Genomic DNA, 26,305 nt, shown 5'->3' with positions numbered 1-26,305 from the left:
GACAGGGTCTGCGTGACATACCTACCCAGAGGTCAGGACAAAAAAACCGTAAACGTTGCAGGTGAGCGCGGTGGCTCGGCCATCCGCCTCGAGTGCGTTGGCCTGCGCTATGGCAACGGGCCAGAAGTCCTGCAGGATATCAGCTTCAATCTCCCCCCCGGCTCCTTCCATTTCCTGTGCGGGCCTTCGGGGGCTGGAAAAACCTCGCTTCTCAGCCTGTTATACTTGGCAAGGCGCCCCTCGCGCGGGCGGCTGTCCCTGTTTGATATCGACGTTGGTGCCATCAGTCGAAAAGATCTTCCTGCCCTGCGGCGACGGATCGGCGTTGTATTCCAGGAGTTCAGGCTTATGGACCACCTATCAACTCTTGATAACGTGGCCCTCCCCCTGAGAGTTGCCGGCGTATCGGAAGCCAGCATACAACGGCATGTTCCTGAACTTCTGGAGTGGGTTGGTCTGGAAAAATACATGCACACCAAGCCGGCAATTCTTTCTGGCGGGCAAAAACAACGGGTTGCCATTGCACGGGCCGTCATCAACAGACCCGACATCCTGGTGGCTGATGAAGCGACAGGCAATGTTGACGCAGAAACAGCAACCCGGCTGATGCATTTGTTCATGGAACTAAACCGGCTTGGCACCACCATTGTCATGGCGACCCACAACGAAGAGCTTTTACGGCGTTTCCCCGCACCTTGCCTTATGCTTCAGGATGGCCACGTCAGTATTTCAGAAAGCCCTGCCACCGCGTTCATACCCGGGGGAGAATCTGTATCATGATAGCTGGATGGTTCCGTACCGATCTGCCTGTTGCAACAGACCCCGCAGGTCACTTTCTGCCTTGGCTGGTCGCTATCATGACATTTCTGGCTGCCATGGCGTTAACGGGTGCTCTGACCCTCAGCAGTCTGTCCACACGGTGGGAGAGCACGATGACCGGCACCCTGACCATACAAATCCCTGCCATGGCGGGGGATACAGGGCCGGGCAGTGCAACGCATAAACGTATCGACCACATTGCGCGGAGCCTTGAAACACTGCCGGGCGTACAACGTGCAGAGCCTATTCCAGCAGAACACGTCGCAACGCTTCTGGAGCCATGGCTTGGTGCCGGGAACTTGGCCCACGAACTCCCGCTTCCACATTTGATTGATGTATCGTTGGATGGAGGAAGTGGCAGTGACCTTGCCGTGCTGGAAAAGCACCTGCAGGCCATAGCCCCCGGAACAACAATCGATGATCACCGGGTATGGCTGTCACGGCTGATCAAGGCTTCGGTTATCCTGCGCCTTCTGGCCTGGATTATGCTCTCCCTTGTTGTGGGTGCAACAACGGCCACTGTTGTCCACGCAACCCGGGCGTCGCTGGCCGTTCATCGTCCACAGATCGAAGTGATGCATCTGGTGGGAGCAACAGACAGCTATATTGCAGGGCAGTTCGCCCGCCGGACCTGCATACATGCCGTGGCGGGCAGCCTTCTGGGGCTTGTACTGGCATGGCCTGCCCTGTGGGGTGTACGCTCCATCCTGGCCGACATCGACGGCGGCCTGATACCGGAAACATCTGTTGATGCCTTGCATGTTGTCGCATTATGCAGCCTGCCATTCCTAGCCGCCGGGCTTGCTGTCCTGACGACACGGATCACCGTACGTCGGCAGCTGGCACACATGCTCTGAACGCCCTGCTCACCTCCTGTCGCCACCAACAGGAACAACGCCCATGGTTCTGACCCGGTTTCTTCTCCGCCTTTGTGCAAGCCTGACCATAACGGGGCTGGCTTTTTTGGCTCTATGGCTTCCGGGGCTTGTCTGGTTCACAGCCACCATGCCGGACCAAGTGGAAGACAGCAGCACCCGAACCGACGCAATCGTAGTACTGACCGGTGGCAGCGAGCGGATGCAGACCGGCTTCCGACTTCTGGAACAAGGCATGGGGTCCGTGCTGTTCATTTCCGGGGCCGGGCCAGGCACCACACCGGGAGAGCTTCTGCGCGACTCCGGAACCCTGAAACCGGAAGCCCTGCGGAGTCACATAGAACTGGGGCACATTGCTGCTGATACAGTTGGGAACGCTTGGGAAACCGCCATATGGTTACGGAGTCACGGCTTGAGCTCCATGCGTCTGGTAACCGGCAGCTACCACATGCGGCGCAGTCTTCTGGAATTCCAGGCTGCCATGCCAGAAGCCACCATTATTCCACATCCTGTATTTCCCGGGCTTGTAAAGCAGGATAACTGGTGGCAATACCCTGGAACAGCAGCTCTTTTTGCCACAGAGTATACAAAGTACCTGTTGGCACGGCTCCGCTTGTCCCTTCCCGATGCACCGGGAATACCAAAACCGGTCACGGGGATACCGGTTGCAAAGCTACATATGTTTCAAAAAGACGGAGCCCATCCACAGTGATCCTGCTTGTTGTTCTGCGTTCGCTTGTCTTCAATATTTTTTATGTCGTGTGGACAGTCGCAATCGGCGTTGTGCTGATGCCTCTTTTGCTTGTACCCGGGCGACGGTCAATGCTGGCAGCACGGTGGTGGGCCTATGGCCTGGTTTTCGGCGCACGCTTCCTGTGCGGTATTCGCTGGCGTGAGGAAGGACGGGAGCACCTGCCCCAAGGGCCCTGCATTATCATGAGCAAGCACCAGTCAACATGGGAAACACTGTATTTCCCGATGGTTCTGGGAAAGCCTGTTTATGTTCTGAAGAAAGAACTGCTATCTGTTCCGATTGTTGGCTGGCATATGCGGAAATCCGGGATGATCGCCGTCGACCGCAAGGCCGGGGCAACGGCCATGAAGGTCATGCTGCGGGGTGTAGAAGAGGCCCTTGGGCGCGAATCCCAGATCATCCTGTTCCCCGAAGGAACACGCACCCAGACAACCGAATACATGCCATTCCAGCCGGGAGCAGCTGCCTTGTATTCACGCTTTGGCAAGTCTGTTCCCGTTGTTCCGGTTGCTCTCAATACCGGCATGTTCTGGGCCCGCAGTTCATTCATGCGCTATCCGGGAGAGATTGTGGTCCGCTACCTGCCACCTGTTCCGCCGGGACTGGACCGCGAAACCTTCAACAGGACGATCGAGGACGCAATCAACAACACATCCCGTACACTGTGCGGCCTGCCCCTGCCGATGGAAAGTACAGCGGGGGCAGACAGCTCAACAGACCCGACACACCTTCAGGCTTCATGAACAAGGTGACGTCCTCTAGTGCGCGCCAGCCCATGTATCCGCAACGCCCGTATCCACGATCAGCGGAACCGACAATACAGCCGCACGCTCCATGACCGATCGCACGACAGAACGGGTCTCATCGACCTGATCCCGGGGCACATCGAAAACCAGCTCGTCATGAACCTGCAACAGTAACTGTGCCCGCAGCCCTTTCTCCTCCAGAGCCAATGGCAGTGCAATCATCGCCTTCTTCAGGATATCGGCCGCACTGCCCTGTATCGGGGCATTCACAGCAGCCCGTTCGGCAAAGGCACGCTGGGCCGGGTTTTTGCTCTGGATATCCGGTGTAAAGCACTTGCGGCCGGACAAGGTTCTTACAAATCCCTGCCGGCGCGCCTGCTCGATTGTCTGCTCCATATAATCGCGAATTTCCGGGAACATGGCAAAATACGCATCGATGAACGCCTTGGCCTCTCCGTTGGAAATGCCAAGCTGACGCGCAAGGCCAAAGGCCGATATGCCGTAAATAATCCCGAAATTGATCGCCTTGGCCCGCCGGCGCAGCATCGGATCCATTCCCGCAACAGGCACCCCGAAAACACGGCTTGCCGTCATGGCATGAATATCCTGGTCGTTGTGGAAGGCGTCCCTGAGAGCGCTAACAGAAGCAACATGGGCCACCAAGCGCAGTTCGATCTGTGAATAGTCTGCCGACAGCAACACGCAGCCCGGACGCGCCACAAATGCTTGCCGGATTTTGCGCCCCTCCTCGGTCCGTATCGGAATATTCTGCAAATTTGGATCATTGGACGACAGCCGCCCCGTGGTCGTGACTGTCATCGCAAAACGCGTATGGACCCTGCCGGAACGGGGGTTGATCTGACGCACCAAGGCATCGGTATAGGTGCTTTTCAGCTTGGCAAGGGCCCGCCAGTCCAGAACCTTCTGCGGCAACGCATGCCCTTCGGCGGCCAGAAACTCCAGTACCTCGGCATCTGTTGACCATGCACCAGTCCGGGCACTTTTCCTGCCGCCTTTCAGCCCCATCCGACCAAACAGGATATCACCCAGCTGTTTGGGAGAGGCCACATTGAAAGCCTCACCCGCCAGATCCTGTATGTCCGCCTCCAAGGTCACCATGCGTCCTGCAAAGTCAGATGACAGGGACTCGAGCGCCGTACGATTGACGGCAATCCCCTCCTCTTCCATGGCGAACAAGACAGGTATCAGGGGACGGTCGAGCATCTCATAAACAGCCACCATACGTTCCGCTGTCAGCCGGTCACGAAACAGTGTATGCAAGCGCAGGGTGATGTCGGCGTCTTCGGCAGCATAGGACAAGGCCTTGTCCAGAGGAACCTGATCAAAGGTAACCGCAGCCTTGCCCTTCCCGCACACATCCTCATAGCGGATGGTCTGGTACCCCAGATGGCGCTCCGCCAGTTCATCCATACCATGACCGTGGCTGGCAGCATCCAGCACATAGGACAACACCATCGTATCATCCACCGGCGTCAACACGAGTCCCTCGCGGGCCAGGACATGAAGGTCAAACTTGATGTTGTGCCCAACCTTGAGAACACTGCGATCCAGAAAGAGAGACTGCAGGATGGCGACCGCATCTGCTATTGCAACTTGCTGCGGTTTTTCCGGCACTGGTCCTGCCAGAAGATCACCCTGTTGCTGCTGCATTCCATGCCGCAGGGGAATGTAGCAGGCCTGCCCCGGACCAACCGCCAAAGAAATGCCGACAAGACGCGCCTGCATGGGATCCAGGCCATCGGTTTCAGTATCCACGGCCACAATGCCTATCTGCATGGCCCGGTCCACCCACCGCTGCAGAGCCTGAAGGTCCTGTACCAGTTCATAGGACACCGACTCTTCTGCCTTGCCTGCAGCAGCCCCGGTCTCTGCTTCTCCGTACGGAACAACAGAGGCTGTGCGGGCACGCACCATCGACAGCAGCCGGCGGAATTCCATCGTCTCAAGAAATGGAACCAGAACATCCGGGTCCGGAGCACGCCGGGCAAAAGACTCAAGTGGCACCGGTACCGGCACATCCTGACGCAATGTCACCAGCTGACGCGAAATACGGGCAGCATCAGCATGCTCGATCAAACTTGCCCGCCGCTTGGGCTGACGAATCTCGGGCGCACGCAACAACAGGGTATCCAGATCACCGTATTCCGTAATCAAGGCGGCTGCAGTCTTGATCCCGATCCCCGGCACCCCGGGCACATTATCGGAAGCATCGCCGGCCAAAGCCTGCACATCAACGACCTTCTCCGGCGCAACGCCAAACTTGTCGAGCACGGCCTCCGGACCGATCGTCTTGTTCTTCATGGCGTCGTAGAGCGCGACCCCCTCCCCGACCAGCTGCATCAGATCCTTGTCGGAGGAGACAATCGTCACCCTCATTCCCTGCTGACGGGCCATAAGGGTGTAGGTTGCGATCAGGTCATCGGCCTCGAATCCATCCATTTCCACATGAGCCACGCCCAGCGCTGCTGTTGCCTCGCGAATCAGGGAGAACTGGGGAACCAGATCCTCGGGCGGGGGAGGACGATGCGCCTTGTAATCCGCATAAATATCGTTCCGGAAAGACCGGCGAGCGGCATCAAAGATAACCGCCACATAGTCCGCATCCGTGTCCTCGACCAGCTTCATCATCATGCTGGTGTACCCGGACACCGCATTTGTCGGGGTACCGTCGCTACGGGACAGGGGAGGCAAGGCATGATAGGCGCGAAAGATGTAACCAGATCCATCAACCAGAAAGAGATGCTTCATATCACGCCCTTGCGCCTCAAAAACCACAACGCCCCGCAAGATCGTCCTGCAGGGCGGACACACAAAACCAAGGTAATGCCATTAAAAAGACATCATGCAGGACCCGGAATCAGACACCGTCCCATAGCGGGTATCAATGCCCCCCGGCTGCCGAGGCACCAGCCTTCAGGACAAATTTGCGGGAACAATACGGGCAAACAATGTCATGGCTGTCTGGATCCAGATGCAGATATACCCTGGGGTGACCTTGGGCAGGCGAACCCCCGTCGCAGGACGTTTCCATGGATTCGACCTCGACCGTCTCGGTCACAGTGACTGTGGCAGTATGGGACATTGTTTCCTGTCTCCGTGTATAATGAACCACGCCCGGATACAAATGATACCCGGTATAACCCTGCGATCAATGCCACAGTCACAGCAACCCAGCCAACCGGAAAAGTCACAGCAATGCCCGTTTCACACCAGGACTGCCCAGATAACGCGATCTCGCTGCACAACGTCTGCAAGGTTTACCCGGCCAGAGGCGGTGCCGGACCAAAAGTTGCTCTTGACAACATCACCCTGGACATCCCGCGCGGGTCTTTTTTTGCTCTTCTCGGACCGAACGGAGCCGGTAAGTCAACATTAATCAATATTCTGGCCGGACTGGTGCGCAAGACCTCGGGCACGGTACGGATCTGGAACAACGACCTGGACCAGCAGGAACGGCAGGCCCGCCTGTCCATCGGGGTCGTGCCACAGGAACTGAACCTTGACCCCTTTTTCAGCCCGCGCGAGCTTCTGGAAGTTCAGGCAGGCCTGTATGGCGTACCGGCCAAAGAAAGACGCACGGATGACATCCTGGCCACGGTCGGACTCAGTGACAAAGCACATTCCTATGCCCGGACCCTCTCCGGGGGCATGCGCCGCCGCCTTTTGGTAGCCAAGGCCATGGTCCACAGTCCGCCGATTCTTGTTCTTGATGAACCAACAGCCGGCGTTGATATCGAACTGCGTCAACAGTTGTGGGAACAGGTGCGGGCCATGAACCGTAGGGGAACAACCGTCATCCTGACAACCCATTACCTGGAAGAGGCCGAGGAGTTATGCGACCGGATTGCCATCATCAATCGCGGTAAACTCGTTGCGTGTGACACGACATCCGCTCTTCTTGGTCGCCTGGACAACAAGACACTGACAATCATGGTCCATGAACCCCTCAGTTCCCTGCCGGATGCCATTGCCCTTGTAGGAGGAGACATTGATACAACACGCAATGCTGTTGTCTTTCGTTACCGTCCCTCCGAGGCAAAAATACCTGAGTTTCTGGAAGCCGTCCACCGGGCCGGCTACAGCATTCGCGACCTGAGCACGGATGAAGCGGATCTGGAGGATATCTTCCTGCAGCTGACTGGCACCGGGTGTCAGACACGACAAAGCGCCTGAACACCATGCACAGCACCGGCACCTTTGTCATGAGGGACGGCAAGGCTCTGCCCATGCAGGCGTGGCTGCCCGATTTGGCTGAGCCAGACAGCATCGTGCTGGGCCTGCATGGCTTCAATGACCATAGCTCTGCCTTTGCCGGCGCCGGTGCATGGTTGTCAGAACAGGTCATAGCCCTATACAACTATGACCAGCGGGGATTCGGACGAAATCCTGATGCAGGCCATTGGCCGGGAGATGCTGCACTGGTTCAGGATGCGACCTGTATTCTGAACCAGATACGTGCACTGTGGCCCCAAAAGCCCCTGTTTCTTTTCGGGGAAAGCATGGGCGGAGCTGTCGCTCTCTGTCTTCTGACGCAAACAGAAAAAATTCATGTGGACGGGGCTATCCTCTCTGCACCCGCTGTCTGGTCCAAGGCATCCATGCCGCGTACATACCGAGCCTTTCTTTTCGTCATGAATCGCCTGTTTCCCAAAAAAACGCTGAACACACGGACCTCACGGATACGCCCGAGCGATAATCCGGACACCCTCGCGTACTGGAAAAATGACCCTTTCGTCATAAGAGATGTCAGGATAGACGCCCTGCACGGCGTTACAGCCCTGATGGACAAGGCTTGGTCAGTCTGTCCAACCGTGACAACACCGCTGCTGTGGCTACACGGGAAGCATGATCCTGTCATCCCACTGAAAGCCGTGCAGACTGCAATGTGTGTTATGCCGGCGCAATCCTGCAAGATCGTTGTCTACCCGGAAGGCTGGCACCTCCTGTTCCGCGATACCTGTCGGGCAGATGTGCTCCGCGACGTAACACACTGGGTCAAGAACATAACCTAAGAGCAAACTCTCTCCGGCAGCACCACGTTCTTGAAAGGCGACTGGCGGCTCCACAGTGATTTTGTCGCGACACCAGAGTCACGCACCAGCATCAGCGCCTTGCGGCGCCCGTTATACGGGAAGCGCGTAATGCAAAGACTGGACGGGCCTGCCATTCCCGTGGCCCGCGGCAGAACCTTGGTAATGCATGTACGAGTCTCTTCTGTTTCGCACGCGATCGCACACAAAAGCGAGGCAAGACTCCAGGATACATCGACGGCATCGGTCTTGTTCTGGAACACGTCACCAAAGAAAATCCTCGCACTGGCATTCACTGCCTCGATTCGACCAATATCGAGATCAAGGATCACGATCGGATCGGGCATGTTTTCGAACAGAAGGCGCCAACGATCACTCCCTTCTTTCAAGGCTGCCTCAGCCTCCCGGCGGCGGGAAATATCACGTATCATCAGCATGACAGCACGAGCTCCGCAGAATGTCACGGGACGCCCACCAACCTCGACATGCGCAATAGATCCATCACGACATAACAAGCGTTCTTCAACATAAGGCAAGGGATGCCCTCCCATGGCCAGTCGTGTGCGAGCCGAAGCACGGTCGTGCAAATCATCCGGCACTAATGTCATGAAGGTCACACCAATCAAGCTGTCGGCATCTGGATAACCCAGGATTCTGGCTGCTGCCGCATTGGCGGAAACAATAGAACCACTGACGTGAACGAGCAGCGCATCAGGGCACAAATCTGATAGTGCGTTGTAGCGACTTTCCGCTTCCTCCAGGGTTCTGGAATACTCACGAACCCGCTTCTCCAGTGCCTTCCTGTGCGTCGCAGACTCGGATGCCGAAGAAGATCCAGTTCGTAGAGAAGAGACAGAGGAACCCAGTTCCCGGCGCATAAAAACCAAGGTTCCCATAAGGAGAAGGCCTGTCGTCAGGGCCACAGCCGTAATTTCAAAGACAACAACATCGACAGGAACGGAAGGAACAGCAATGAGACAGGAAACAACAGAGACAGCACATACCATGGCAGAAGCAACAAAACCGACAGACAGCACATGGCACGGTGAACGACGCCTGTAGATCACTCCAAGTCCAAGGCCAAGACCGCACAGAACAAGATAGGAAACACATCCCCCACTGGCTACGTGGCGCAGCATATCGACCGGCAAAGCAGCCAGCGCAGCACCGAATCCCACCAGAGGACCAACCAGAACAGACAGACAAAAGCTGACAACCATTCCGGTCACATCTGTAGCATCTATCCCCGTGATCACAGATCCATATGCCAGATCAGGAACCCGCAAGGAAACAGCAAGTGTCAGCAGCGTAGCCACAATCACAATCATGGCACCATACACTGAAAATACGACCAAGCGTGACCACCCCACAAGGCAATCCAGGAAACGCAAGGCAAACCCAAGCGAGAAAACGGTTGCGGCGACCGTCAAAAGACAGAAAAGCGCACTGCTACCCGGAATCTGAGACACCGGAGAATCCCCCATGCTTGTATGGCTGTGTTTTGTCTGGCGGAATCTACCGATAAATCAGGGCTGGCTCCACACCACCAATCATAATTGCCACATAATAGACATATAATCACAATATGCTGTTTACAATAACTATTAATGATTTTAATCACATGAATTCAGCGAATGTCTCATGCTGATACAATATGGATTGTATATACTATTTGTTTATTACGCATCCTTCTCATGCCATACACACACACCTGCATATCACCCCTATATAAAGTGAAAACGTTCACCAGGGCAGCTGGAACAAGCCGACCACAAACAAGGCTGAACAAACAAGGCCGCGTCACACTCTCTGTGCAGGGTTTCCCATGCTCAACAACAGCAATACATGCTGAAAAAAAACTGCTACACATGTGCCCTGCACACACGGCGCTCACTCGCCTGCCTCCGCAAAAAAAACGGATCCATGCCATGACTGCTTTTTCCATTCCGACTGTTCGCCACCCTGACGCCAGAGGCATCCTGGATGACTTGGTACAGTCTGCCCGTCGTGCAGGTGCCGATGCTGCTGACGGTCTCTTGATTGACGGTCGGTCCATTTCCGTAACCTGCCGGAATGGAAAACTGGAAACCTTGGAACAAGCGGAAGGCGGCGATATCGGGCTTCGGGTCCTGATCGGCAAACGTCAGGCTATCGTCTCATCAGGAGATCGCAGCAAGGCAGCTCTTGCAGAACTGGTAGAACGCGCCATGGCCATGGCGCGCACCGTCCCCGAAGATCACTTTGCCGGACTGGCTGACCCATCTGACCTGGCCCGCACCATTCCGGATCTGGACAGTTTTGACCCAAGGGAAGCTTCTGCAGACGAATTGATCGGCATGGCACGCGCCGCAGAAGAAGCCGCGCGCTCTGTATCAGGCGTTACCAACTCCGAAGGCGCAGATGCTTCGTGGGGTGCATCAACGGTCACGCTGGTCGCATCCAATGGCTTCGAACACAGCTACCGCACTTCAGGTTCCTCACTGTCTGTATCAGTCATTGCCGGAGAAGGTAGTGACGGTATGGAACGTGATTATGAGTGGACCTCTGCGGTCTGGTTGTCTGATCTGGTTGATCCACAGAGCGTGGGGCGCAAGGCAGGAGAACGCACGGTACGCAGGCTGGGGGCACGCAAGATCAAGACGTGCAAGGTGCCCGTCGTGTTCGAGCCACGGGTTGCCCGCGGGCTGGTTGGAAGCCTGTGCGGAGCCATCAATGGAGCCTCCATCGCACGTGGCACATCGTTTCTGAAAGACTCTCTCGGCCAGATGGTGTTTTCGCCCGGCATACACATCACTGAAGACCCTCACCGTCCGCGGGGGCTGCGATCACGCCCGGTTGATGCCGAAGGTCTGCCAACGGTGCGACGCCGCCTGATCGAGGACGGGGTTCTGACCACCTGGACCATGGACCTTGCATCCGCCCGGCAATTGGGTCTCAAAAGTACAGGACATGCCGTACGCGGGGTTTCCGCGCCACCGTCGCCCGGGGTTTCCAATGTCTGGCTGGAACCCGGCAAGGAAAGCCTTGATGCCATGCTGGCCCGGATCGGGACAGGGCTTATGGTCACGGACCTGTTCGGACAGGGTGTCAACATGGTTACCGGGGATTATTCCCGTGGATGTTCAGGGTTCTGGATTGAAAAGGGACAAATCGCCTTCCCGGTCCATGAAATTACTATTGCCGGAAACCTGAAAGACATGTTCCGCACCATGGTTCCGGCCAATGACCTGGAATTCCTTCAGGGAACCGACTCTCCATCTGTCTGCGTGGAGGGTATGACGATCGCAGGATCATGACATCCAGTTCCGGCACCATGCGTTGCAGGGAAAACAGAAACACGTTACACCTTCACTCCTGTCTGGTTTGATCGAGAGATATGATGAGTCCTTCGCGTGCCTTGGTTCTGTGTCGTCAAGCAACTGCTATCACCTTCTCCATGCTTTCTCTTGCCTTGGCGGGATGCTTCGGAAAAGATACGTCCTCACCGACATGCCCTGATGTCCGTATTGACAAGGATACGGCCAGCCTGACCCGTTTCCGCAACGACAGGGGACAGGATTTGACGGATATCGTATTCCAGTCCGAGCTGGTCGATTTCTCCGGTGATTGCGGCTACGATGCCAAAACGGACAGCATGGATATACGGATGAAGGTGCTGTTTGCTGTCAGCAAAGGACCGGCAGCCTCTGAAGAAACAGGTACGTTCCAGTACTTTGTTGCCATTCCCGCCTTTTTCCCCGATACCGCAGGGAAACAGGTTTTCCCGGTTACGTTCCGCTATCCGGACGGCAATGTACCCACCATGATGATTCGTGATACAGAGGTACGCATCAATCTGCCTCTGAAAGGACGTAATCCTGCAGATACTCCGGTTTACGTCGGCTTTCAGCTGGAACCACATGAACTGCACCATAATCGCCGCCCCAAGACGCGTTGACCCATCAATACACACCGTCAGTGTGCGACAAGAAGTGATGTATGGAGCCATGAAGAAAGCATAATCCGATCGTGCCAACCTCAAGATCGGGTAACCTGACCCCGGAGGCTGTGACTGTGTCTGAGACCGTGGTTGATCTTCATCAGTGTCAAGACCTTGCCCTGGATGGACTGCACCGTTCGCTGGGTGCGCGCATGGGGCCTTTTTCCGGCTACACGATGCCCCTGCATTACGAACAGGGCATCCTTGCCGAACATCTCCACTGTCGCAGGTCTGCCGCGCTGTTCGATGTCTCACACATGGGACAGGCTGTCCTGTCCGGCCGCAACATTGCCGAAACACTGGAAACTGTCTGCCCGGGTTCACTGAAAGAGCTGAAACCAGGCCGTCAGCGCTATACTCTTGTCCTCAATGACCGTGGAGGCATTCTGGATGATATTATGGTTGCCAATATGGGGGCAGGAAGCGATGGGCAGCACCGGTGGCTTTGCGTAACCAACGCAGGCAACAAACAGGTCATTTTCCCAGTCCTGAAATCTCTGGCAGGGCCAAACATCAGCATCACGTTTCCTGACCGTATCCTGCTTGCGCTGCAAGGCCCTCGTGCGGGGCGCGTCTTGTCGCACTTTGCACCGGCTGCAGCGTCAATGGTGTTCATGGATGCGGGGCCACTGACACTGGATGGTATCCCGTGTTTCGTAACCCGGTCTGGCTACACGGGGGAGGATGGATTCGAGATTTCGGCCCCGACATCCCATGCCGAACGCCTGATGCGCCATCTTCTTGAGCATCCGGATGTCAACATAGCGGGTTTGGGGGCCCGGGATACCCTGCGGCTTGAAGCCGGGCTTCCCCTGCACGGGGCAGACATCACTCCAGAGACAACCCCGGTCGAAGCAGACCTGACGTTTGCCATCGGAAAACGACGGCGCAGCAATGCTGGGTTTCCTGGTGCAGACATCATCCTGTCACAGATACAAGATCGCCCACCGCGTCTCCGGGTCGGAATCCTGCCGGAAGGACGGGCCCCCGCACGGGCTGGAACCGTTATACAAGCCCCCGATGGAACGCCGGTTGGAACGATAACCAGCGGCAGTTTCTCTCCGACGTTGGAACGTCCCATTGCCATGGGATACGTGGACACCGCATTCAGCAAGCCCGGCACCAACCTGAATCTACTGATCCGGGGCCGTACGGTGCAGGCACATGCTGTAAAACTGCCTTTTGTCGCTCATCGTTATCATCGGGGATAGGAACGGATGGCTGACGTGTATTTTACCAAGGAACATGAGTGGATCCTGGTCGACGGACAACAGGGAACGGTCGGCATTACCAATTTTGCACAGGGTCGCCTGGGAGATATCGTATTTGTCGATCTTCCAGACTCCGGCCATACGGTCACGCAGGGACAGGAAACAGCCGTTATCGAATCCGTCAAAGCTGCATCCGATGTATACACACCCGTCTCGGGCCGCGTTACAGAGACCAATGTGCAGCTAACGCAGGATCCGGGGCTGGTCAACAGGGCCGCCGAATCTGATGGCTGGTTGTTCCGCATCACCCTGTCCAACCCGGGTGAACTCGCCTCCTTGATGAGGCGGGATGAATATGCTGCCCTTACAGGCACGCTCCAGGACTGACCATAACGCAGGAGCGGGCCATGCGTTACCTGCCACTCACAGAAGAAGACCGGCGACAGATGCTGGATCGTATCGGGGCCGGGTCCATCGAAGATCTGTTCCAGTCTATCCCACAAGCCGCACGGGACAATGCACCACGTCATCTGCCCGGGTCACGCTGCGAAATGGATGTAGAACGGGAAATCCAGGCGCTGGCAGCACGAAATCTGGACCGTACCAAGGGATCTGCCTTCCTGGGAGCCGGGAACTACTTCCACCACGTTCCTGCCGCACTGGATTATCTGATCCAGCGGGGCGAGTTCATGACCGCCTATACGCCATACCAGCCCGAAATTGCCCAGGGAACCTTGCAGGTCCTTTTCGAGTTCCAGACCCAGGTGGCCATGATCACAGGCATGGAGGTGGCCAACGCCTCGCTGTATGACGGTGCAACCGCCTGTGCCGAGGCTGCGGCCATGGCAGCACGGATTACCGGGCGTTCGCGGGTTGTGATATCCGGTCAGGTGCACCCGCACTTCTCGTCCACAACACACACCTTCCTCAAACACACCGCCATAGACGTCGAGACCCTGCCCCCGGATCCAATGAATCAGGAGGATCTGCTGAAGTATGTCGCTGCAGATGTTGCCTGTATCATCGTACAGACACCGGGTTTCTTCGGGCACCTGTATGACACCACAGACTTGGCCAATGCCCTGCATGCCGCAGGGGCTCTTTTGGTGGTTGCTGTCTGTGAACCGCTGAGCCTGGGCATAGTGAAACCGCCCGGCGCAATGGGGGCTGACATCGTGGTTGGAGAGGGGCAGAGCCTCGCCATACCGCCCGGATTCGGGGGGCCTGGGGTCGGGCTGTTTGCAACCCGGAACGCATTTGTCCGTCAAATGCCTGGACGCCTGTGCGGAGAGACCGTCGACAGCGAAGGGCGGCGAGGCTTTGTCCTGACTCTTTCCACGCGGGAACAGCACATCCGGCGTGAGAAAGCGACCTCCAATATCTGCACAAACTCTGGCTTGATTGCCACAGCCTTCTCAATCTTCATGACCCTCTTGGGCGACAAGGGCTTTACAGAACTCGCGGAGCTGAATCATGCACTGGCCTGTACTGCGGCTGATCGCCTAGCAGCTATCCCGGGCGTATCACTTCTGTCCGGAACATTCTTCAACGAATTTGCACTGATGCTGAAACAGCCGGCAGCACCGGTTGTCGATGCCTTGGCCGGGCGCAATATTCTGGCCGGCATTCCGGCAAGTCGTTTCTGGCCCGGTAACAAGACTGTCGAGAATATTCTTCTGGTGGCCGTCACAGAAACCAACACCGATGCTGAGATACGGACTCTGGTCCATCATCTGGGGGACATACTGGCATGACCACCCCGTCTACGTTTACCGGTAACAAAGGGCTTCAGACAGAAGAGCGCCTGATCTTCGAGTACGAGCACGCGGAACGAACCGCTGTTGACCTACCCCCTGCCCCTGCACACCACCCCAGACTGGGATCAATGCGACGCACCACAAAGATTGGTCTGCCCGGATTGGCCGAGCCTCAGGTCGTGCGCCACTATACACGGCTGTCACAGAAGAACTTCGGGATCGACACGGGCTTCTTTCCCTTGGGGTCGTGTACTATGAAACACAATCCCCGGCTTAACGAGAAACTGGCCCGGCTTCCCGGACTGGCTGCCATTCATCCATTCCAACCCGTTTCAACATCCCAAGGGGCCTTGGCCCTGATGGACAGGTTGGGGAGCTGGCTGAAAGAACTGACAGGAATGGCTGCTGTTGCTCTTTCGCCCGCCGCAGGGGCGCACGGGGAGCTGTGCGGGATGATGGCCATCCGGGCCGCACTGGATGAAAGGCAGGACGCACGCAGAACGGTTCTGGTCCCACAGAGCGCACATGGCACCAATCCGGCCACAGCCACCCTGTGTGGGTTTCGGGTGGAAAGTATTCCTGCAGAAAGCAGTGGGCGTGTTTCGGTAAAGGCCGTGCGGGAGCGTCTGGGCCCCCATGTCGCTGCCATCATGATTACCAACCCGAATACCTGCGGGCTGTTTGAGAGTGAGATGGCGGCGATCGCTGAAGAGGTCCATCGTGCCGGCGGGTTTGTGTACATGGACGGGGCAAACTTCAATGCCCTGGTCGGGCGGGTCCGGATTGCGGATCTTGGCGCGGATGCCATGCATATCAACCTGCACAAAACGTTTTCTACACCACATGGGGGCGGCGGACCAGGATCTGGTCCAACGGTCCTGTCCGAGGCACTGGCACGTTTTGCCCCGGTACCTTACGTCAAGCGATACCCTGAAGGATTCCGCCTGATTGAAACAGAGAACGAAGCGCGCGCAGACGGAAACAGCCCCTTTGGAAGGCTCAAGGGATACCATGGGCAGTTTGGCATGTTTGTACGCGCCATGGCCTACATGATGTCCATGGGACTGGACGGGCTGCAACAGGCATCCGGCGATGCCGTGCTGAACGCCAACTATCTTCTGGCCCAACTGGGCGATGTATTGTCAGCGCCCTTCACAGGACCGGTTATGCACGAAGTCCTGTTTGATGACCGTTTCCTGAAAGATACGGGCGTCAGCACACTGGATTTTGCCAAGGCCCTGATTGATGAAGGGTTCCACCCCATGACCATATACTTCCCTTTGGTGGTTCAGGGGGCCTTGTTGATAGAACCAACAGAAACCGAGAGCAAAGCAACCCTGGATACATTCATAGAAACCGTTCGCAGCCTGGTTGCCGCAATCCGGCAAGGCCAGGCCGAACGCTTTCATCAAGCACCCGTCTACACACCACGGCGGCGGCTGGATGAAACCCGTGCAGCCCGTACACCTGTTCTTCGCTGGTCCCCCCACAAAACCTGATATATCAAGACACGATAAAACCCAAAGACCCCGCGACCGGGAAGTATGCTGCAGATTTGCACCTTGGTTTGCATTTTGCGAAGACTGGTCATGAAAAATTGGGACCTCGGGCAGAATCCTGCCATACCCCCATCTGGCCCGCCTTTTGCTGGTAAAGGAGTGAGAGCAGAGAGAAGGGCACTTTACCCCGGTTACCCGTCGAGACATCTCAGGGCAGTGAGATATCTCCGGGTGCCGGGGTTTTTCTGTCTGCCTCATCCCCTGTTTCCGGATGCGGAGCAGGCAGGGCAGACAGTGAGGCAGGGGCTGAAGTCAGAAACACGGAATAAAGCCAAGCCCGGGCTGAGACAGGAGTCGGATCAGGGGAACGGCCAAGGGACCATTGGGCAGCACGCCGGAGCCAAAGGGCCGCCCTGGCAGAGTCTTTCTTTTCATCCTCTTCGATCAAAGCCATCAAAGATGCAAGGCGCGGATCTTCAAGTCCGTTGCGATACAATCCCTCCAAAGCCGACCGCGCTTGCCCCCACAGCTTGGCTTCCAGGGAAACCGTAGCCAGAAGGAAAGCGCTTTCCGGATGTGAAGGAGCCCTGTCGGTCAATGTCTTGACCCGGGCCACGCGCTGCAACTCCGGCTCACGCGCGCATAACTCCAGAAAAGCGGTGGCAAGAGCAGGATGTGCCATATCCGGCCAGACATCACGGATCAGGGACATAGCCTTGGCTGGGGCTCCTTCCCTCCCCAAGACACGCACAAGTGTCAGGACAGCTGGCAGGAAATGACGGTCCTGACGCATGGCCTTTCGGGCATTCCGTCGTGCGGCGCTGGTATCACCGCGTTCCAACAGGATTTCAGCATATGCCGTCCGGAAAGCAGACACAGCACTGACGCTCTGCCTCCACTCCAGAACACCAAGTTTCTGTCCAAGCTCTGCCGTAGACAGGGCTCCCTCCCAGTCGTGGTCCCGAACCTGGCACTCCAACAACATGGAAGCTGCCCAGTCCAGACGCGGATTAAGGTCAAAAGCCTCTTGGGCCAGGCGCTTCTGTTCCGCATGGTGCCCGGAACGCCCGGCCATTCTTGCCAAGGATTTCAAGGCAGCAGGGCGTACCTCGGGGACATCGAGAAGACCTGCCAGAATGTTGGCAGCTGCCGCATGATCCCCCGCAATCTCGGCCGACTGCGCTGAAAGAAAAAGCACCGCAGAATCACTGCCCAAATCACGACGGGCAGTACGAACCGCACGACGCAAACCAACAGCATCACCAGCCAAGGCCGCAGCATAGCCATAGCCAAGAGCGGCTACCCCCTCTCTCAGACGGCGACGCTCCATCCAGCTACCAACCGTTGACGGCAGCGATACAATCCGGCGAAACATACCGTAAAGCCAGAAGACAAGCCCCACGGATAGGACCAACAGGATCAGAAGAAAAGGGACGTTGGTATCTGCCCGCCACCCCAGCCACTGCACGGAAACCATTCCTGGATTCCGGGCCAACCAGACGGCCAAGGCAACAAAAATCGCAACCGTGACCAGCCAACGCAGCAAACCGAAAACCATCCCCTTATCCCTCCGACTTCCGTGGAGGCAATGGATCACCAGTCCCCAGGCGCACAACAGCCTCGTCAGTCAACACCTCAAGGGCTGCATTGGCGGCAAGACGGGCTTGAGCCATCTGGATCCATGGCTGGGCAACCTCGACAGCCTGACCGGACAGGCGCGACAACTCCGCCACAGCAGAGGCAAGATCACCACCGGAGGCTGCCTCAACCGCACGGGCTGTCACAGCCGCCGGAAATTCGGCCACATCAGCACCATCAACGCGACGAACAGAAACAACAGAGGTCAGAGCATCCACGGTCCGCGCCCACCATGCCGACTGATCATCCGGTCCATAACCGGCACGGATAATCGCCGGAACCAGGTCTGAAAGCTGACGATCCAGTGCAACCGGCGTAGCAATACCGCTGTCGGCATAATCGTGCAGTGTAGAAAGAGAAAGAGTCGGGTCAACACCTTCAGGCATAAGGGCCCGCACTGTTCGCAGAGACAAGCCATAAGGCCTGCCTGTATCGATAGCCTCACGTAGCTGACCGACAGCCAGCAGAAAAGCCACCACACGTTCCTGACGGCCGGAGGTCCGACGCACCTGTTCCTCCATTGCCGCAACACGATCGGCAAGACCAAGAACAGTCCCTGCGCCAATTCGGTCACGTGACAATTCATCAATCCGGCGCCCCATGGCATTGATCGCATCATCGCGGGGGGGCAGCATGCGCGCCTCTATACCCTGCAAGGCTGCCTGAAGGGCATTCATCCTCTCTTGCAGGGAATTGTCATCGGCTCCCGGCTCAGACTCACCCTCTGGATCCAAGGCAAGATCGGAAAGACCCTGCTGTATCTGCTGCTCGGCCAAGGCCAACCGGTACCGGGTCTGGTCAAGCGTCTGGCGCATATTGCCCAGCGCCGCACGCACATCATCCAGCTCCCCGCGCAAGGCAGCGACATCTGCCATTTCCGGCACAGTTGCATCCCGTGAGATCAACGGAAGATCAAGGGGAACAGACAAACGCGGGAACACAGACGACAGCCATCCCGAACCAACCAAAACCAAAGCAACGAGCACACCAAGAGCAAGAACAGGAATACGCCAGCGCGTCGTCCCGCCCTGTTTGGCACGCCCGACACCTCCGTCAGGCTCAGTCGCCCCAGTTGGCGTTCCTTCCTGCCCTGCCCCGGCAACGCTCCGGAAAAGATCCAGAAGGGAATCCTGTTGCGGGGCTTCCGCGATATGCACCTTGTCAAATTTGAGATCTGATACCGCATCGGCAACAGCCCTGGACAAGCACCAAGCCGTAACCGATGCCATATGACTTTCCAAACCGGCCTGACGCACCAGTGAGATAAAAACCTTCGCGGTCCGCGCCGAACACAGCACAACCCCATCCAGATCCTTGGTGCGGAACGCAGAAACGACCTCGGATGGCAAAAGGGGAATGGGCTGTGTTTCGTACAGCGGAATATGAGTGCAGTCGTAGCCCTTCTTCCGCAGATCACCGGCCAGATCACCCGCAATCTCGGCTCCTGCCAGATGGTACAGAGGACCGGCATCCGGACCAAAAGTCCGGCAGACCAACTCAAACAGGGCCGCACCATCGCCATCTGCAGACTGCACGTTGTTGAATCCTGCATCCTGCAGCACGCAAGCCGTATGCTCACCAACCGCGAGAACCGGAACAGCATAAACAGCGTCACCAACAGCCGGGGAGCGATGCAGAAGACGCTTCAGGGCACGGGCGCCATTGGCGCTGGTCAGAAGAAGACCACCCGCAGCCCCAAGATCCGGCAACGAATCAGGGGTATGATCAACAACCGCCAACAACGGTGCTGTCATTACGCCTATGCCCAGCGCACGCAACGGGACTGCCAGGCGCTCCGCATCCTCTGTTGGCCGTGTTACCAGAACCCGCATTGTCTGCTCCCCTTGACCTTCCGGACAGATCATCATCCACCCATACCATACGTCGTGCCACGAGGACTGGCCGCAAGCTCCATCGCCAGCTCACGCCCCAGACGGATCGCATCTTCCGCCAAACCAGTACGGACACCGGCGCGAACACCCGATCCATCCGGATTGGCAACAAATCCCCTCAGAAAGAGACGTGTTCCATCCTCTATCAACTCGGCCAATCCGGCAATCGGGGTCCGGCAGGATCCATCCAGGATTTGCAGGAAAGAACGTTCGCAGGAAACACGAATCATGGTCGGCAGATGGCTCAGGGGCTGGAGGATATCATACATGGCCCGGTGACTGGCACGGCATGTTATACCAATAGCCCCCTGCGCAACAGCAGGCAGCATTTCATCCGCATCAAGAACAGACGTTGCACGGTTATCCAGACCCAGCCGACGCAAGCCAGCCAAGGCCAGCAGGGTTGCATCCACAACCCCTTCTTCCAGACGCTGCATTCTGGTCTGGACATTACCACGCAGAATCTGAACCCGGAGATGAGGAAAACGCGCGAGAATCTGGGCCTGGCGCCGCAGGGAGGCCGTCCCCACCACAGAGCCAGACGGCAAGTCTGCCAAACACGACGCCCTCAGGGACAAAAACGCATCGCGCGGATCTTCACGCTCCAACATGCAGGGCAGGTCAATACCATCAGGCAGAACCGTCGGCACATCTTTCATCGAATGGACAGCCAGATCAATATCGCCACGCAACATGGCTTCATCCAGCTCACGTGTGAAAAGGCCTTTGCCCCCGATTTCGGAAAGTGGTCGGTCCTGAATGGCGTCCCCTGTCGTCCGGATTACAACAACATCAACAGCCCCCGACGCGGCCAGAGACGGACAGGACGCTGCCAAACGGGCGCGTACCTCGTGTGCCTGTGCAAGCGCGAGGGGACTTCCGCGGGTACCGATGCGTACTTTCTCTGTGGCATTCATAGCTCCTGTGTTGTAAGGGCTTGCTTCGGGCAAGTGAAGGACTAAATCAGCATCATGCGTGTTCTGGGCATTGAAACCAGCTGCGATGAAACAGCGGCCGCAATCGTGGACAGCCATGCACCCTGTGGCCAGCGCATACGCGGTGAATCCATCCTGAGCCAGCTGGATGAGCACAGGGCATATGGCGGCGTTGTGCCCGAGATTGCCGCGCGGTCCCACCTCGACCACATTGATCGCATGGTACACGAAGCCATGGCCCAGGCCGGATGCACATTTGCGGATCTGGACGGTATTGCCGCCACCGGCGGGCCGGGTCTGATCGGGGGGGTCATTGTGGGGGTCATGACGGCCAAGACCCTGGCCATGGTCCATAAGCGTCCCTTTATCGCGGTCAACCATCTTGAAGGTCACGCCCTGACCCCACGCCTGAGTCATGACGTCGCATTCCCGTACCTGCTGCTGCTGGTTTCAGGCGGACATTGCCAAATTCTGGTGGTGGAAGATGTTGGTCACTGCCACCGGCTGGGCACCACAATTGACGATGCCGCGGGGGAAGCCTTTGACAAGGTAGCCAAGATGCTTGGCCTGGGCTACCCGGGTGGGCCAGCCCTGGAGCAAGCTGCCGCCTTGGGCAAGGCTGGCCGCTTCCGGCTGCCTCGCCCCATGAAAGGGCGCCCGGGATGTGACTTCAGTTTCTCGGGGCTGAAAACCAGCGTACGACAGACCGTGGAGAAACGACCACCAGGCCCCCTGTCCGAAGAAGACCGCCAAGATCTGGCTGCCGAATTCCAGGCCGCGGTGGTTGATGCCGTATCCGACCGCATACACCGCGCCATCCGCCTGTTCCGGGATCAATGGCCGGAAGGGCAAACCTTGGTTGCAGCCGGTGGCGTCGCCGCCAATATAGCACTGCGCCAGATGTTGCAGGATGCGGCAACACGGCACGGCCTTGAATTTGTCGCCCCTCCCCTGCGATGGTGTACGGACAACGCCGCAATGATCGCCTGGGCAGGGGCAGAGCATCTGAAACGGGGACACACGGACCCTCTGGATTTCCGGCCCAGACCACGCTGGCCACTGGATCCGAACGCCCCACAATCAACCGGGGCCGGTGCCGTCAAAGCCTGAAGGGTGAAACAAAAGGCACTGCGCCATACCTGGGGGCAAGGTCCAAACCAGCCCTAGCTGCTTGGCTCGTAATGATGATGGACCCATTCACGATAGGCACCACTTGTAACCTGCAACAACCAGCCCTGATGCTCCAAGTACCAGCGCACCGTCTTGCGCAAGCCTGTATCAAGACTTTCGGCAGGATACCATCCAAGCTCATTGCGAATCTTTGTGGCATCGATGGCGTAGCGGTGATCATGCCCGGGACGGTCCCGAACATATGTGATCTGCTCAAGGTATGAAGCACCATCGGCACGGGGACTCTGCTCGTCCAGGATCCCGCACAACATCCGGACAAGATCCAGATTTGTACTCTCGCTGCATCCGCCAATATTATAGGTCCCACCCGGCACACCAACCTCCAGAACCCTGCGGATCGCTGCACCGTGATCCTTCACATACAGCCAGTCACGGATATTCCGCCCGTCCCCGTAAATCGGCAACGGCTTGCCGGCCAGTGCATTATGGATGCAAAGAGGAATCAGCTTCTCAGGAAACTGGAATGGCCCATAATTGTTGGAACAGTTGGTTGTCAAAACCGGAAGACCATAGGTGTGGTGATACGCCCTGACAAGATAATCAGAAGCAGCCTTGCTGGCAGCATACGGACTGTTGGGCATATAACGGTTGTCCTCTGTGAACGCTGGCGCCTTTTCGTCCAGAGACCCGTAAACCTCATCTGTCGATACATGGAGAAAGCGAAAACGCGCCTGCATTGTGGCGGTCATGCACCCGTAGAAAACACGAACCGCCTCCAGAAGACGGAAAGTCCCCACAATGTTGGTCTGGATAAAAGCATCTGGCTCATCAATCGAACGATCAACGTGGGACTCGGCGGCAAAGTTGATCACGGCGCGCGGTTGGTAGCGAGACAACAAATCCGATACAAGATCATGATCACCGATATCACCCCGAGTAAAGATATGGCGGGTATCATGGCGCAAGGCATCCAGATTCTGGATATTCCCGGCATAGGTCAGCTTATCGAGATTGACGATTGGCTCATCAGAAACGGCAAGCCAATCGAGAATGAAATTTGAACCTATAAACCCGGCACCACCAGTGACCAGAAGCATTCCCCCCTACCCCTTCAAACGATCTTAATCACCCACGGTCACCATTACCCTCCAAGGTGTCGGCTTCCGCTTCCTGTTCAAGGAGAACCCAATCCACAATCTCCTGACTTGGCTGATAGGATGGAACCATTTGTTCAAGCATACGGCGCCCCACACCTACATCATTTACGGCAAGCGCCAAGGAAAATGCATCCAGCTTGTCCTGCAAAGACGACCACACTGGAACATCCGGTTCATAATCCATCAAGATACGGGGATGAGACGTGCGGATAGCAGAGTCAGATTCAGAGCAGGGCCTCACCGTGGGACCAAGGGCAGTTGCATCAATCCTTATAGTCCCGTCCGGGTTCTCGTCTTCCCGGACAGTTAGACCAGCGAAGGCAATCATACGTCGGGCAAGGTCACTCAAAAGAACTGGCTGCCCCATATCCAGACGAAAAATCTCCCCCCCACGGCTTAATGCAGCAGCCTGAATGATCAGACAAGCGGCCTCCTCCACTCTCATGAAACAGCGGGCATCCTGCGGATGAGAAATCAGCACCGGGCCACCTTCACGAATCTGGCGATACATGCGAGGCAAAATGGCATCAGAGGGATCAAAGACCACACCAAACCGAACAGATGAAAAACAGGTCGCACCCTTTTCCATTGCCAAAGACTGCAAAATCATTTCCGCCAACCTTTTGCTGGCACCCATAATTTTTGTCGGGCACATGGCTTGGTCTGTGCTGACCAACACACAATTTGGAACACCACGTTCCAGAGCGGCCTTGGCAACGGTCAATACCCCCAGCGTATTGATCTTGATCGCCTCGACCGGGTTATGTTCAACCAAGGCATCATTCTTGTAAGCAGCAGCATGATAGATGATATCAGGCTTCCAGGTTGCCATAATTTCATGCATGCGATCTTCATCACAGACCGATGCCAAAAGTGGAATCAGACGAACGGAAGTCTCATCTGTAACGTGAAGCAAGGACCGATACAAAGGCGCAAGTGTATACTCACTGTGATCAACCAGAAGAATCGTCTGCGGTTCAAGACGCATCAGCTGGCGGCACAGCTCACTGCCGATCACTCCCCCCGCGCCTGTTACCAGAACAACTCTTCCTGACACATAGCGCGACAGAAGAATATGGTTTGGCGCTGTCGTCTCCCGCATCAGAACATCATCAACATCCAGATCCACGACTATAGCAGGATGAGAAGGGTCCTCAGGAACAGTACGGACAGCGACACCGGCTTTCAGCAGGTGTGCGAGTATCTGGTTGCGACGTTCACGCGGTATGGATGGCAGGGCAAGGATAACCTCACGAATATCAAGGGTCGCGACCAGACTGGACAGATCATCAGGGCCGTACAGAGAGAGTCCATCCAGCCTATGGCCGTGCAGGCGGTCATCATCATCCAAGAAACCGATTACGCAGCGATCCTGACTGTTGGCCATTGCGGCAGCAAGGCGGCGCCCGGTCGATCCTGCACCATAGATCAGCGAACGGGGCAAGGCGGCACGACGCATCTGATCCTGATACAAACCACCAAGCCAAAGACGGGCCATGGCTCGTGACGCACCGACACATAACAAAACAAGGACAGGAACAAGAATACCGACCGTACGCGGAATACCCGGAATGCCAATCACCGCGACACACGTCGCATAGACAAGACCAAAAACAGCGGTAGCCGAGGTCATGGCTATCAGGGCTTGCCACCCCGCATACCGAAAGACGGCCCGATACAGTCCAAAAACAACAAAAACAGGGAGAGCTGTCGCCGCAGCAAGAAGGCTGGCCCACAGCGCAGGCCCGGACAATTCGACAAAAGACCCCAGCCGTATTCCCAGCGCCAACCACACGCAAAGAACACACAAGCCGACATCAACCGCCAGAACAACGAACCTCTTGGCCGTCCGGGAGAGAGACAGTACGGGCAAGGCCGCCTTGGTCAAGATGCATCGAATCAAGAAGCTAACTCACCTGTTGGTGGGAGAGTCTACCACAAGGAACGATACAGACAAACCGACATCTGGACTCTTCACGGAAAACAGGCCCCAGCCAGATCAGACAATCTTGCGCAGACTGGCTTGGGACACGCGCAACATAACGGGCTTGCTCAGAAACTCGATGAGCACCATAGCCCTCTGTTCACCGTCATCTATCTGATACACAGCCTCTATACCAGCAAAAGGCCCATCCGAAAGAAGAACGCGCTCGCCAGACTGGAAAACAGATTCAGGACTCGCCAGCGACCTAGATTCCCTGAGCTTCAAGAACTCTACTAACTGCCCGTCAATACGCGCCGGCTCAGCCCCAAAACTGACCAAGCGACTCACACCCAAAGTAGAGCGCACAGGGGCCAATCCCCTTGCCGGACTTCCCCCATCCAAGCGGACAAACAAATAGCGGGGAAAGAGCGGTTCCTGGACAACTTTTTTCTCTCTCTGGATGATTCTTTCACGAGAGAGAAGCGGCAAGTAGCAAGAATACCCCTGACGTTCCAAATTAAGAAGGGCACGCTGTTCTTGCCTTGGCTTGGCGTGAATCAAATACCACTGCATACTCGTTGTCCCTGTTCCGAGCAGACTAGGCCGGATATCGGCTGACGCATAAAGATCAGCCACACGTGCTATCATTGGCAGGCAGTGGTATCAAGAGGGATCTTGCGACGGCGCACCGCCTATAGATGTAATGGCGCAAAGACCGTGATTATACATGATCAACCCAAACGCACTGAGACTTATAAGCTATATAATGCCAGGAACCCCCAACACTCTAGGCTCCAGCCTTACTCATATCCAGAATGCGAGGAGGGTTGCGAGAGCGACGTCGGAGAGGAAGTTTCTGTCGAGTTTGTCATAGCGGGTTGCGACGCGGCGGAAGTCCTTGATGCGACAGAAGGCGTTTTCGATCAGGTGGCGGTCT

The 26,305-nt window shown here is 56.7% G+C and carries 22 protein-coding genes and 1 pseudogene; 13 read left to right on the top strand and 10 right to left on the bottom strand.

Translation table 11 applies throughout. The features are described 5' to 3' along the window. Positions 1–81: 81 nt before the first annotated feature. From HEQ61_RS06670 to HEQ61_RS06655, 4 genes are read left to right on the top strand one after another with little or no spacing between them, the layout of a single operon-like run. The gene (locus HEQ61_RS06670; RefSeq protein WP_322099216.1) at positions 82–780 is read left to right on the top strand and encodes a cell division ATP-binding protein FtsE; all 699 of its coding nucleotides are present in this window, start codon (positions 82–84) and stop codon (positions 778–780) included. Then, positions 777–1,676: a cell division protein FtsX gene (locus tag HEQ61_RS06665; protein ID WP_168020114.1), complete on the top strand. Its 900-nt coding sequence runs from the start codon at positions 777–779 to the stop codon at positions 1,674–1,676. Before HEQ61_RS06670 ends, HEQ61_RS06665 begins: the two co-directional genes overlap by 4 nt. Positions 1,677–1,719: 43 nt before the next feature. Then, a complete protein-coding gene (locus HEQ61_RS06660) occupies positions 1,720–2,406 on the top strand; it encodes a YdcF family protein (RefSeq protein WP_168020113.1) in 687 nt (228 codons plus the stop codon). Then, positions 2,403–3,191 carry a lysophospholipid acyltransferase family protein gene (locus HEQ61_RS06655; protein ID WP_168020112.1) on the top strand — a complete coding sequence of 263 codons (789 nt, stop codon included), beginning with the start codon at positions 2,403–2,405 and terminating at the stop codon, positions 3,189–3,191. The genes HEQ61_RS06660 and HEQ61_RS06655 overlap by 4 nt, the downstream gene beginning before the upstream one ends. A 15-nt stretch (positions 3,192–3,206) precedes the next feature. On the opposite strand, the gene polA is transcribed toward HEQ61_RS06655, so the two are convergent. Both polA and HEQ61_RS06645 read right to left on the bottom strand, forming a co-directional pair. Continuing rightward, on the bottom strand, positions 3,207–5,963 hold the full coding sequence (gene polA, locus HEQ61_RS06650) for a DNA polymerase I (protein WP_168020111.1): 2,757 nt from the start codon (positions 5,961–5,963) through the stop codon (positions 3,207–3,209). A gap of 133 nt (positions 5,964–6,096) precedes the next feature. Then, a complete protein-coding gene (locus tag HEQ61_RS06645; RefSeq protein ID WP_168020110.1) occupies positions 6,097–6,297 on the bottom strand; it encodes a zinc-finger domain-containing protein in 201 nt (66 codons plus the stop codon). Positions 6,298–6,410: 113 nt separating this feature from the next. On the opposite strand from HEQ61_RS06645, the gene HEQ61_RS06640 reads away from it, so the two are divergent. Both HEQ61_RS06640 and HEQ61_RS06635 read left to right on the top strand, forming a co-directional pair. After that, positions 6,411–7,388 (top strand): ABC transporter ATP-binding protein, encoded by a 978-nt coding sequence (locus HEQ61_RS06640; RefSeq protein ID WP_168020109.1) that lies wholly within the window; start codon positions 6,411–6,413, stop codon positions 7,386–7,388. Between the two features lie 29 nt (positions 7,389–7,417). Continuing rightward, positions 7,418–8,227 carry an alpha/beta hydrolase gene (locus HEQ61_RS06635; protein WP_209315649.1) on the top strand — a complete coding sequence of 270 codons (810 nt, stop codon included), beginning with the start codon at positions 7,418–7,420 and terminating at the stop codon, positions 8,225–8,227. Here the strand turns inward: HEQ61_RS06635 and HEQ61_RS11505 are convergent. Further along, entirely contained in the window at positions 8,224–9,714 is a 1,491-nt protein-coding gene (locus tag HEQ61_RS11505; protein ID WP_168020106.1) for a PAS domain-containing protein, read from the bottom strand. The genes HEQ61_RS06635 and HEQ61_RS11505 overlap by 4 nt on opposite strands. Positions 9,715–10,173: 459 nt before the next feature. Between HEQ61_RS11505 and HEQ61_RS06625 the strand changes: the two genes are divergently transcribed. The 6 genes from HEQ61_RS06625 to gcvPB all read left to right on the top strand — a co-directional run bounded on the left by HEQ61_RS06625 (position 10,174) and on the right by gcvPB (position 16,691). After that, positions 10,174–11,541: a TldD/PmbA family protein gene (locus tag HEQ61_RS06625; protein ID WP_168020105.1), complete on the top strand. Its 1,368-nt coding sequence runs from the start codon at positions 10,174–10,176 to the stop codon at positions 11,539–11,541. An 80-nt stretch (positions 11,542–11,621) separates the two neighbouring features. Continuing rightward, entirely contained in the window at positions 11,622–12,182 is a 561-nt protein-coding gene (locus HEQ61_RS06620) for a hypothetical protein (RefSeq protein WP_168020104.1), read from the top strand. Between the two features lie 116 nt (positions 12,183–12,298). Next, entirely contained in the window at positions 12,299–13,435 is a 1,137-nt protein-coding gene (gene gcvT, locus HEQ61_RS06615) for a glycine cleavage system aminomethyltransferase GcvT (protein ID WP_322099213.1), read from the top strand. Between the two features lie 6 nt (positions 13,436–13,441). After that, on the top strand, positions 13,442–13,822 hold the full coding sequence (gene gcvH, locus HEQ61_RS06610) for a glycine cleavage system protein GcvH (RefSeq protein ID WP_168020103.1): 381 nt from the start codon (positions 13,442–13,444) through the stop codon (positions 13,820–13,822). 20 nt (positions 13,823–13,842) lie between these two features. Next, on the top strand, positions 13,843–15,189 hold the full coding sequence (gene gcvPA, locus HEQ61_RS06605; RefSeq protein WP_168020102.1) for an aminomethyl-transferring glycine dehydrogenase subunit GcvPA: 1,347 nt from the start codon (positions 13,843–13,845) through the stop codon (positions 15,187–15,189). Beyond that, on the top strand, positions 15,186–16,691 hold the full coding sequence (gcvPB, locus tag HEQ61_RS06600; RefSeq protein WP_168020101.1) for an aminomethyl-transferring glycine dehydrogenase subunit GcvPB: 1,506 nt from the start codon (positions 15,186–15,188) through the stop codon (positions 16,689–16,691). Before gcvPA ends, gcvPB begins: the two co-directional genes overlap by 4 nt. A 208-nt stretch (positions 16,692–16,899) precedes the next feature. Here the strand turns inward: gcvPB and HEQ61_RS06595 are convergent, their stop codons facing one another. Genes HEQ61_RS06595 through hemC form a run of 3 tightly spaced genes read right to left on the bottom strand, consistent with a single transcriptional unit; the run spans position 16,900 to position 21,138 of the window. After that, entirely contained in the window at positions 16,900–18,249 is a 1,350-nt protein-coding gene (locus HEQ61_RS06595; protein WP_168020100.1) for a heme biosynthesis HemY N-terminal domain-containing protein, read from the bottom strand. Positions 18,250–18,253: 4 nt separating this feature from the next. Continuing rightward, positions 18,254–20,161, bottom strand: a complete 1,908-nt coding sequence (locus tag HEQ61_RS06590; protein ID WP_168020099.1) for a uroporphyrinogen-III synthase — start codon at positions 20,159–20,161, stop codon at positions 18,254–18,256. Positions 20,162–20,193: 32 nt separating this feature from the next. Further along, positions 20,194–21,138 (bottom strand): hydroxymethylbilane synthase, encoded by a 945-nt coding sequence (hemC, locus tag HEQ61_RS06585; RefSeq protein WP_168020098.1) that lies wholly within the window; start codon positions 21,136–21,138, stop codon positions 20,194–20,196. Between the two features lie 54 nt (positions 21,139–21,192). Here hemC and tsaD point away from each other — a divergent pair, with 54 nt between their 5' ends. Next, entirely contained in the window at positions 21,193–22,266 is a 1,074-nt protein-coding gene (tsaD, locus tag HEQ61_RS06580; RefSeq protein ID WP_168020096.1) for a tRNA (adenosine(37)-N6)-threonylcarbamoyltransferase complex transferase subunit TsaD, read from the top strand. A gap of 53 nt (positions 22,267–22,319) precedes the next feature. On the opposite strand, the gene rfbB is transcribed toward tsaD, so the two are convergent. The 4 genes and pseudogenes from rfbB to HEQ61_RS06560 all read right to left on the bottom strand — a co-directional run. Further along, positions 22,320–23,384, bottom strand: coding sequence for a dTDP-glucose 4,6-dehydratase (rfbB, locus tag HEQ61_RS06575; RefSeq protein WP_168020095.1), 1,065 nt, complete (start codon positions 23,382–23,384; stop codon positions 22,320–22,322). A gap of 28 nt (positions 23,385–23,412) precedes the next feature. Then, on the bottom strand, positions 23,413–25,347 hold the full coding sequence (locus HEQ61_RS06570; RefSeq protein ID WP_168020094.1) for a polysaccharide biosynthesis protein: 1,935 nt from the start codon (positions 25,345–25,347) through the stop codon (positions 23,413–23,415). 96 nt (positions 25,348–25,443) lie between these two features. Continuing rightward, positions 25,444–25,941 (bottom strand): transcription/translation regulatory transformer protein RfaH, encoded by a 498-nt coding sequence (gene rfaH / locus HEQ61_RS06565; RefSeq protein WP_168020093.1) that lies wholly within the window; start codon positions 25,939–25,941, stop codon positions 25,444–25,446. A gap of 231 nt (positions 25,942–26,172) precedes the next feature. Then, positions 26,173–26,305, bottom strand: a pseudogene (locus HEQ61_RS06560) (IS5/IS1182 family transposase); the annotation flags it as partial.

The sequence above is a fragment of the Haematospirillum sp. H4485 genome (assembly GCF_012102745.1).
Taxonomy (GTDB): domain Bacteria; phylum Pseudomonadota; class Alphaproteobacteria; order Rhodospirillales; family Rhodospirillaceae; genus Haematospirillum.
The sequence above is the reverse complement of the archived record's forward strand: the minus strand, read 5'-3'. Positions and strand labels throughout refer to the sequence as shown.

What these genes read in the sequence shown, in the direction of transcription:
- HEQ61_RS06625 (WP_168020105.1), top strand. Translation starts at nt 10,174, where the DNA reads ATGACTGCTTTTTCCATTCCGACTGTTCGCCACCCTGACGCCAGAGGC.
- rfbB (WP_168020095.1), bottom strand. Translation starts at nt 23,384, where the DNA reads ATGCTTCTGGTCACTGGTGGTGCCGGGTTTATAGGTTCAAATTTCATT.
- HEQ61_RS06635 (WP_209315649.1), top strand. Translation starts at nt 7,418, where the DNA reads ATGAGGGACGGCAAGGCTCTGCCCATGCAGGCGTGGCTGCCCGATTTG.
- gcvH (WP_168020103.1), top strand. Translation starts at nt 13,442, where the DNA reads ATGGCTGACGTGTATTTTACCAAGGAACATGAGTGGATCCTGGTCGAC.
- hemC (WP_168020098.1), bottom strand. Translation starts at nt 21,138, where the DNA reads ATGAATGCCACAGAGAAAGTACGCATCGGTACCCGCGGAAGTCCCCTC.
- HEQ61_RS06640 (WP_168020109.1), top strand. Translation starts at nt 6,411, where the DNA reads ATGCCCGTTTCACACCAGGACTGCCCAGATAACGCGATCTCGCTGCAC.
- HEQ61_RS06590 (WP_168020099.1), bottom strand. Translation starts at nt 20,161, where the DNA reads ATGCGGGTTCTGGTAACACGGCCAACAGAGGATGCGGAGCGCCTGGCA.
- HEQ61_RS06645 (WP_168020110.1), bottom strand. Translation starts at nt 6,297, where the DNA reads ATGTCCCATACTGCCACAGTCACTGTGACCGAGACGGTCGAGGTCGAA.
- gcvPB (WP_168020101.1), top strand. Translation starts at nt 15,186, where the DNA reads ATGACCACCCCGTCTACGTTTACCGGTAACAAAGGGCTTCAGACAGAA.
- HEQ61_RS06595 (WP_168020100.1), bottom strand. Translation starts at nt 18,249, where the DNA reads ATGGTTTTCGGTTTGCTGCGTTGGCTGGTCACGGTTGCGATTTTTGTT.
- HEQ61_RS06620 (WP_168020104.1), top strand. Translation starts at nt 11,622, where the DNA reads ATGATGAGTCCTTCGCGTGCCTTGGTTCTGTGTCGTCAAGCAACTGCT.
- tsaD (WP_168020096.1), top strand. Translation starts at nt 21,193, where the DNA reads ATGCGTGTTCTGGGCATTGAAACCAGCTGCGATGAAACAGCGGCCGCA.
- polA (WP_168020111.1), bottom strand. Translation starts at nt 5,963, where the DNA reads ATGAAGCATCTCTTTCTGGTTGATGGATCTGGTTACATCTTTCGCGCC.
- HEQ61_RS06665 (WP_168020114.1), top strand. Translation starts at nt 777, where the DNA reads ATGATAGCTGGATGGTTCCGTACCGATCTGCCTGTTGCAACAGACCCC.
- rfaH (WP_168020093.1), bottom strand. Translation starts at nt 25,941, where the DNA reads ATGCAGTGGTATTTGATTCACGCCAAGCCAAGGCAAGAACAGCGTGCC.
- HEQ61_RS06660 (WP_168020113.1), top strand. Translation starts at nt 1,720, where the DNA reads ATGGTTCTGACCCGGTTTCTTCTCCGCCTTTGTGCAAGCCTGACCATA.
- gcvPA (WP_168020102.1), top strand. Translation starts at nt 13,843, where the DNA reads ATGCGTTACCTGCCACTCACAGAAGAAGACCGGCGACAGATGCTGGAT.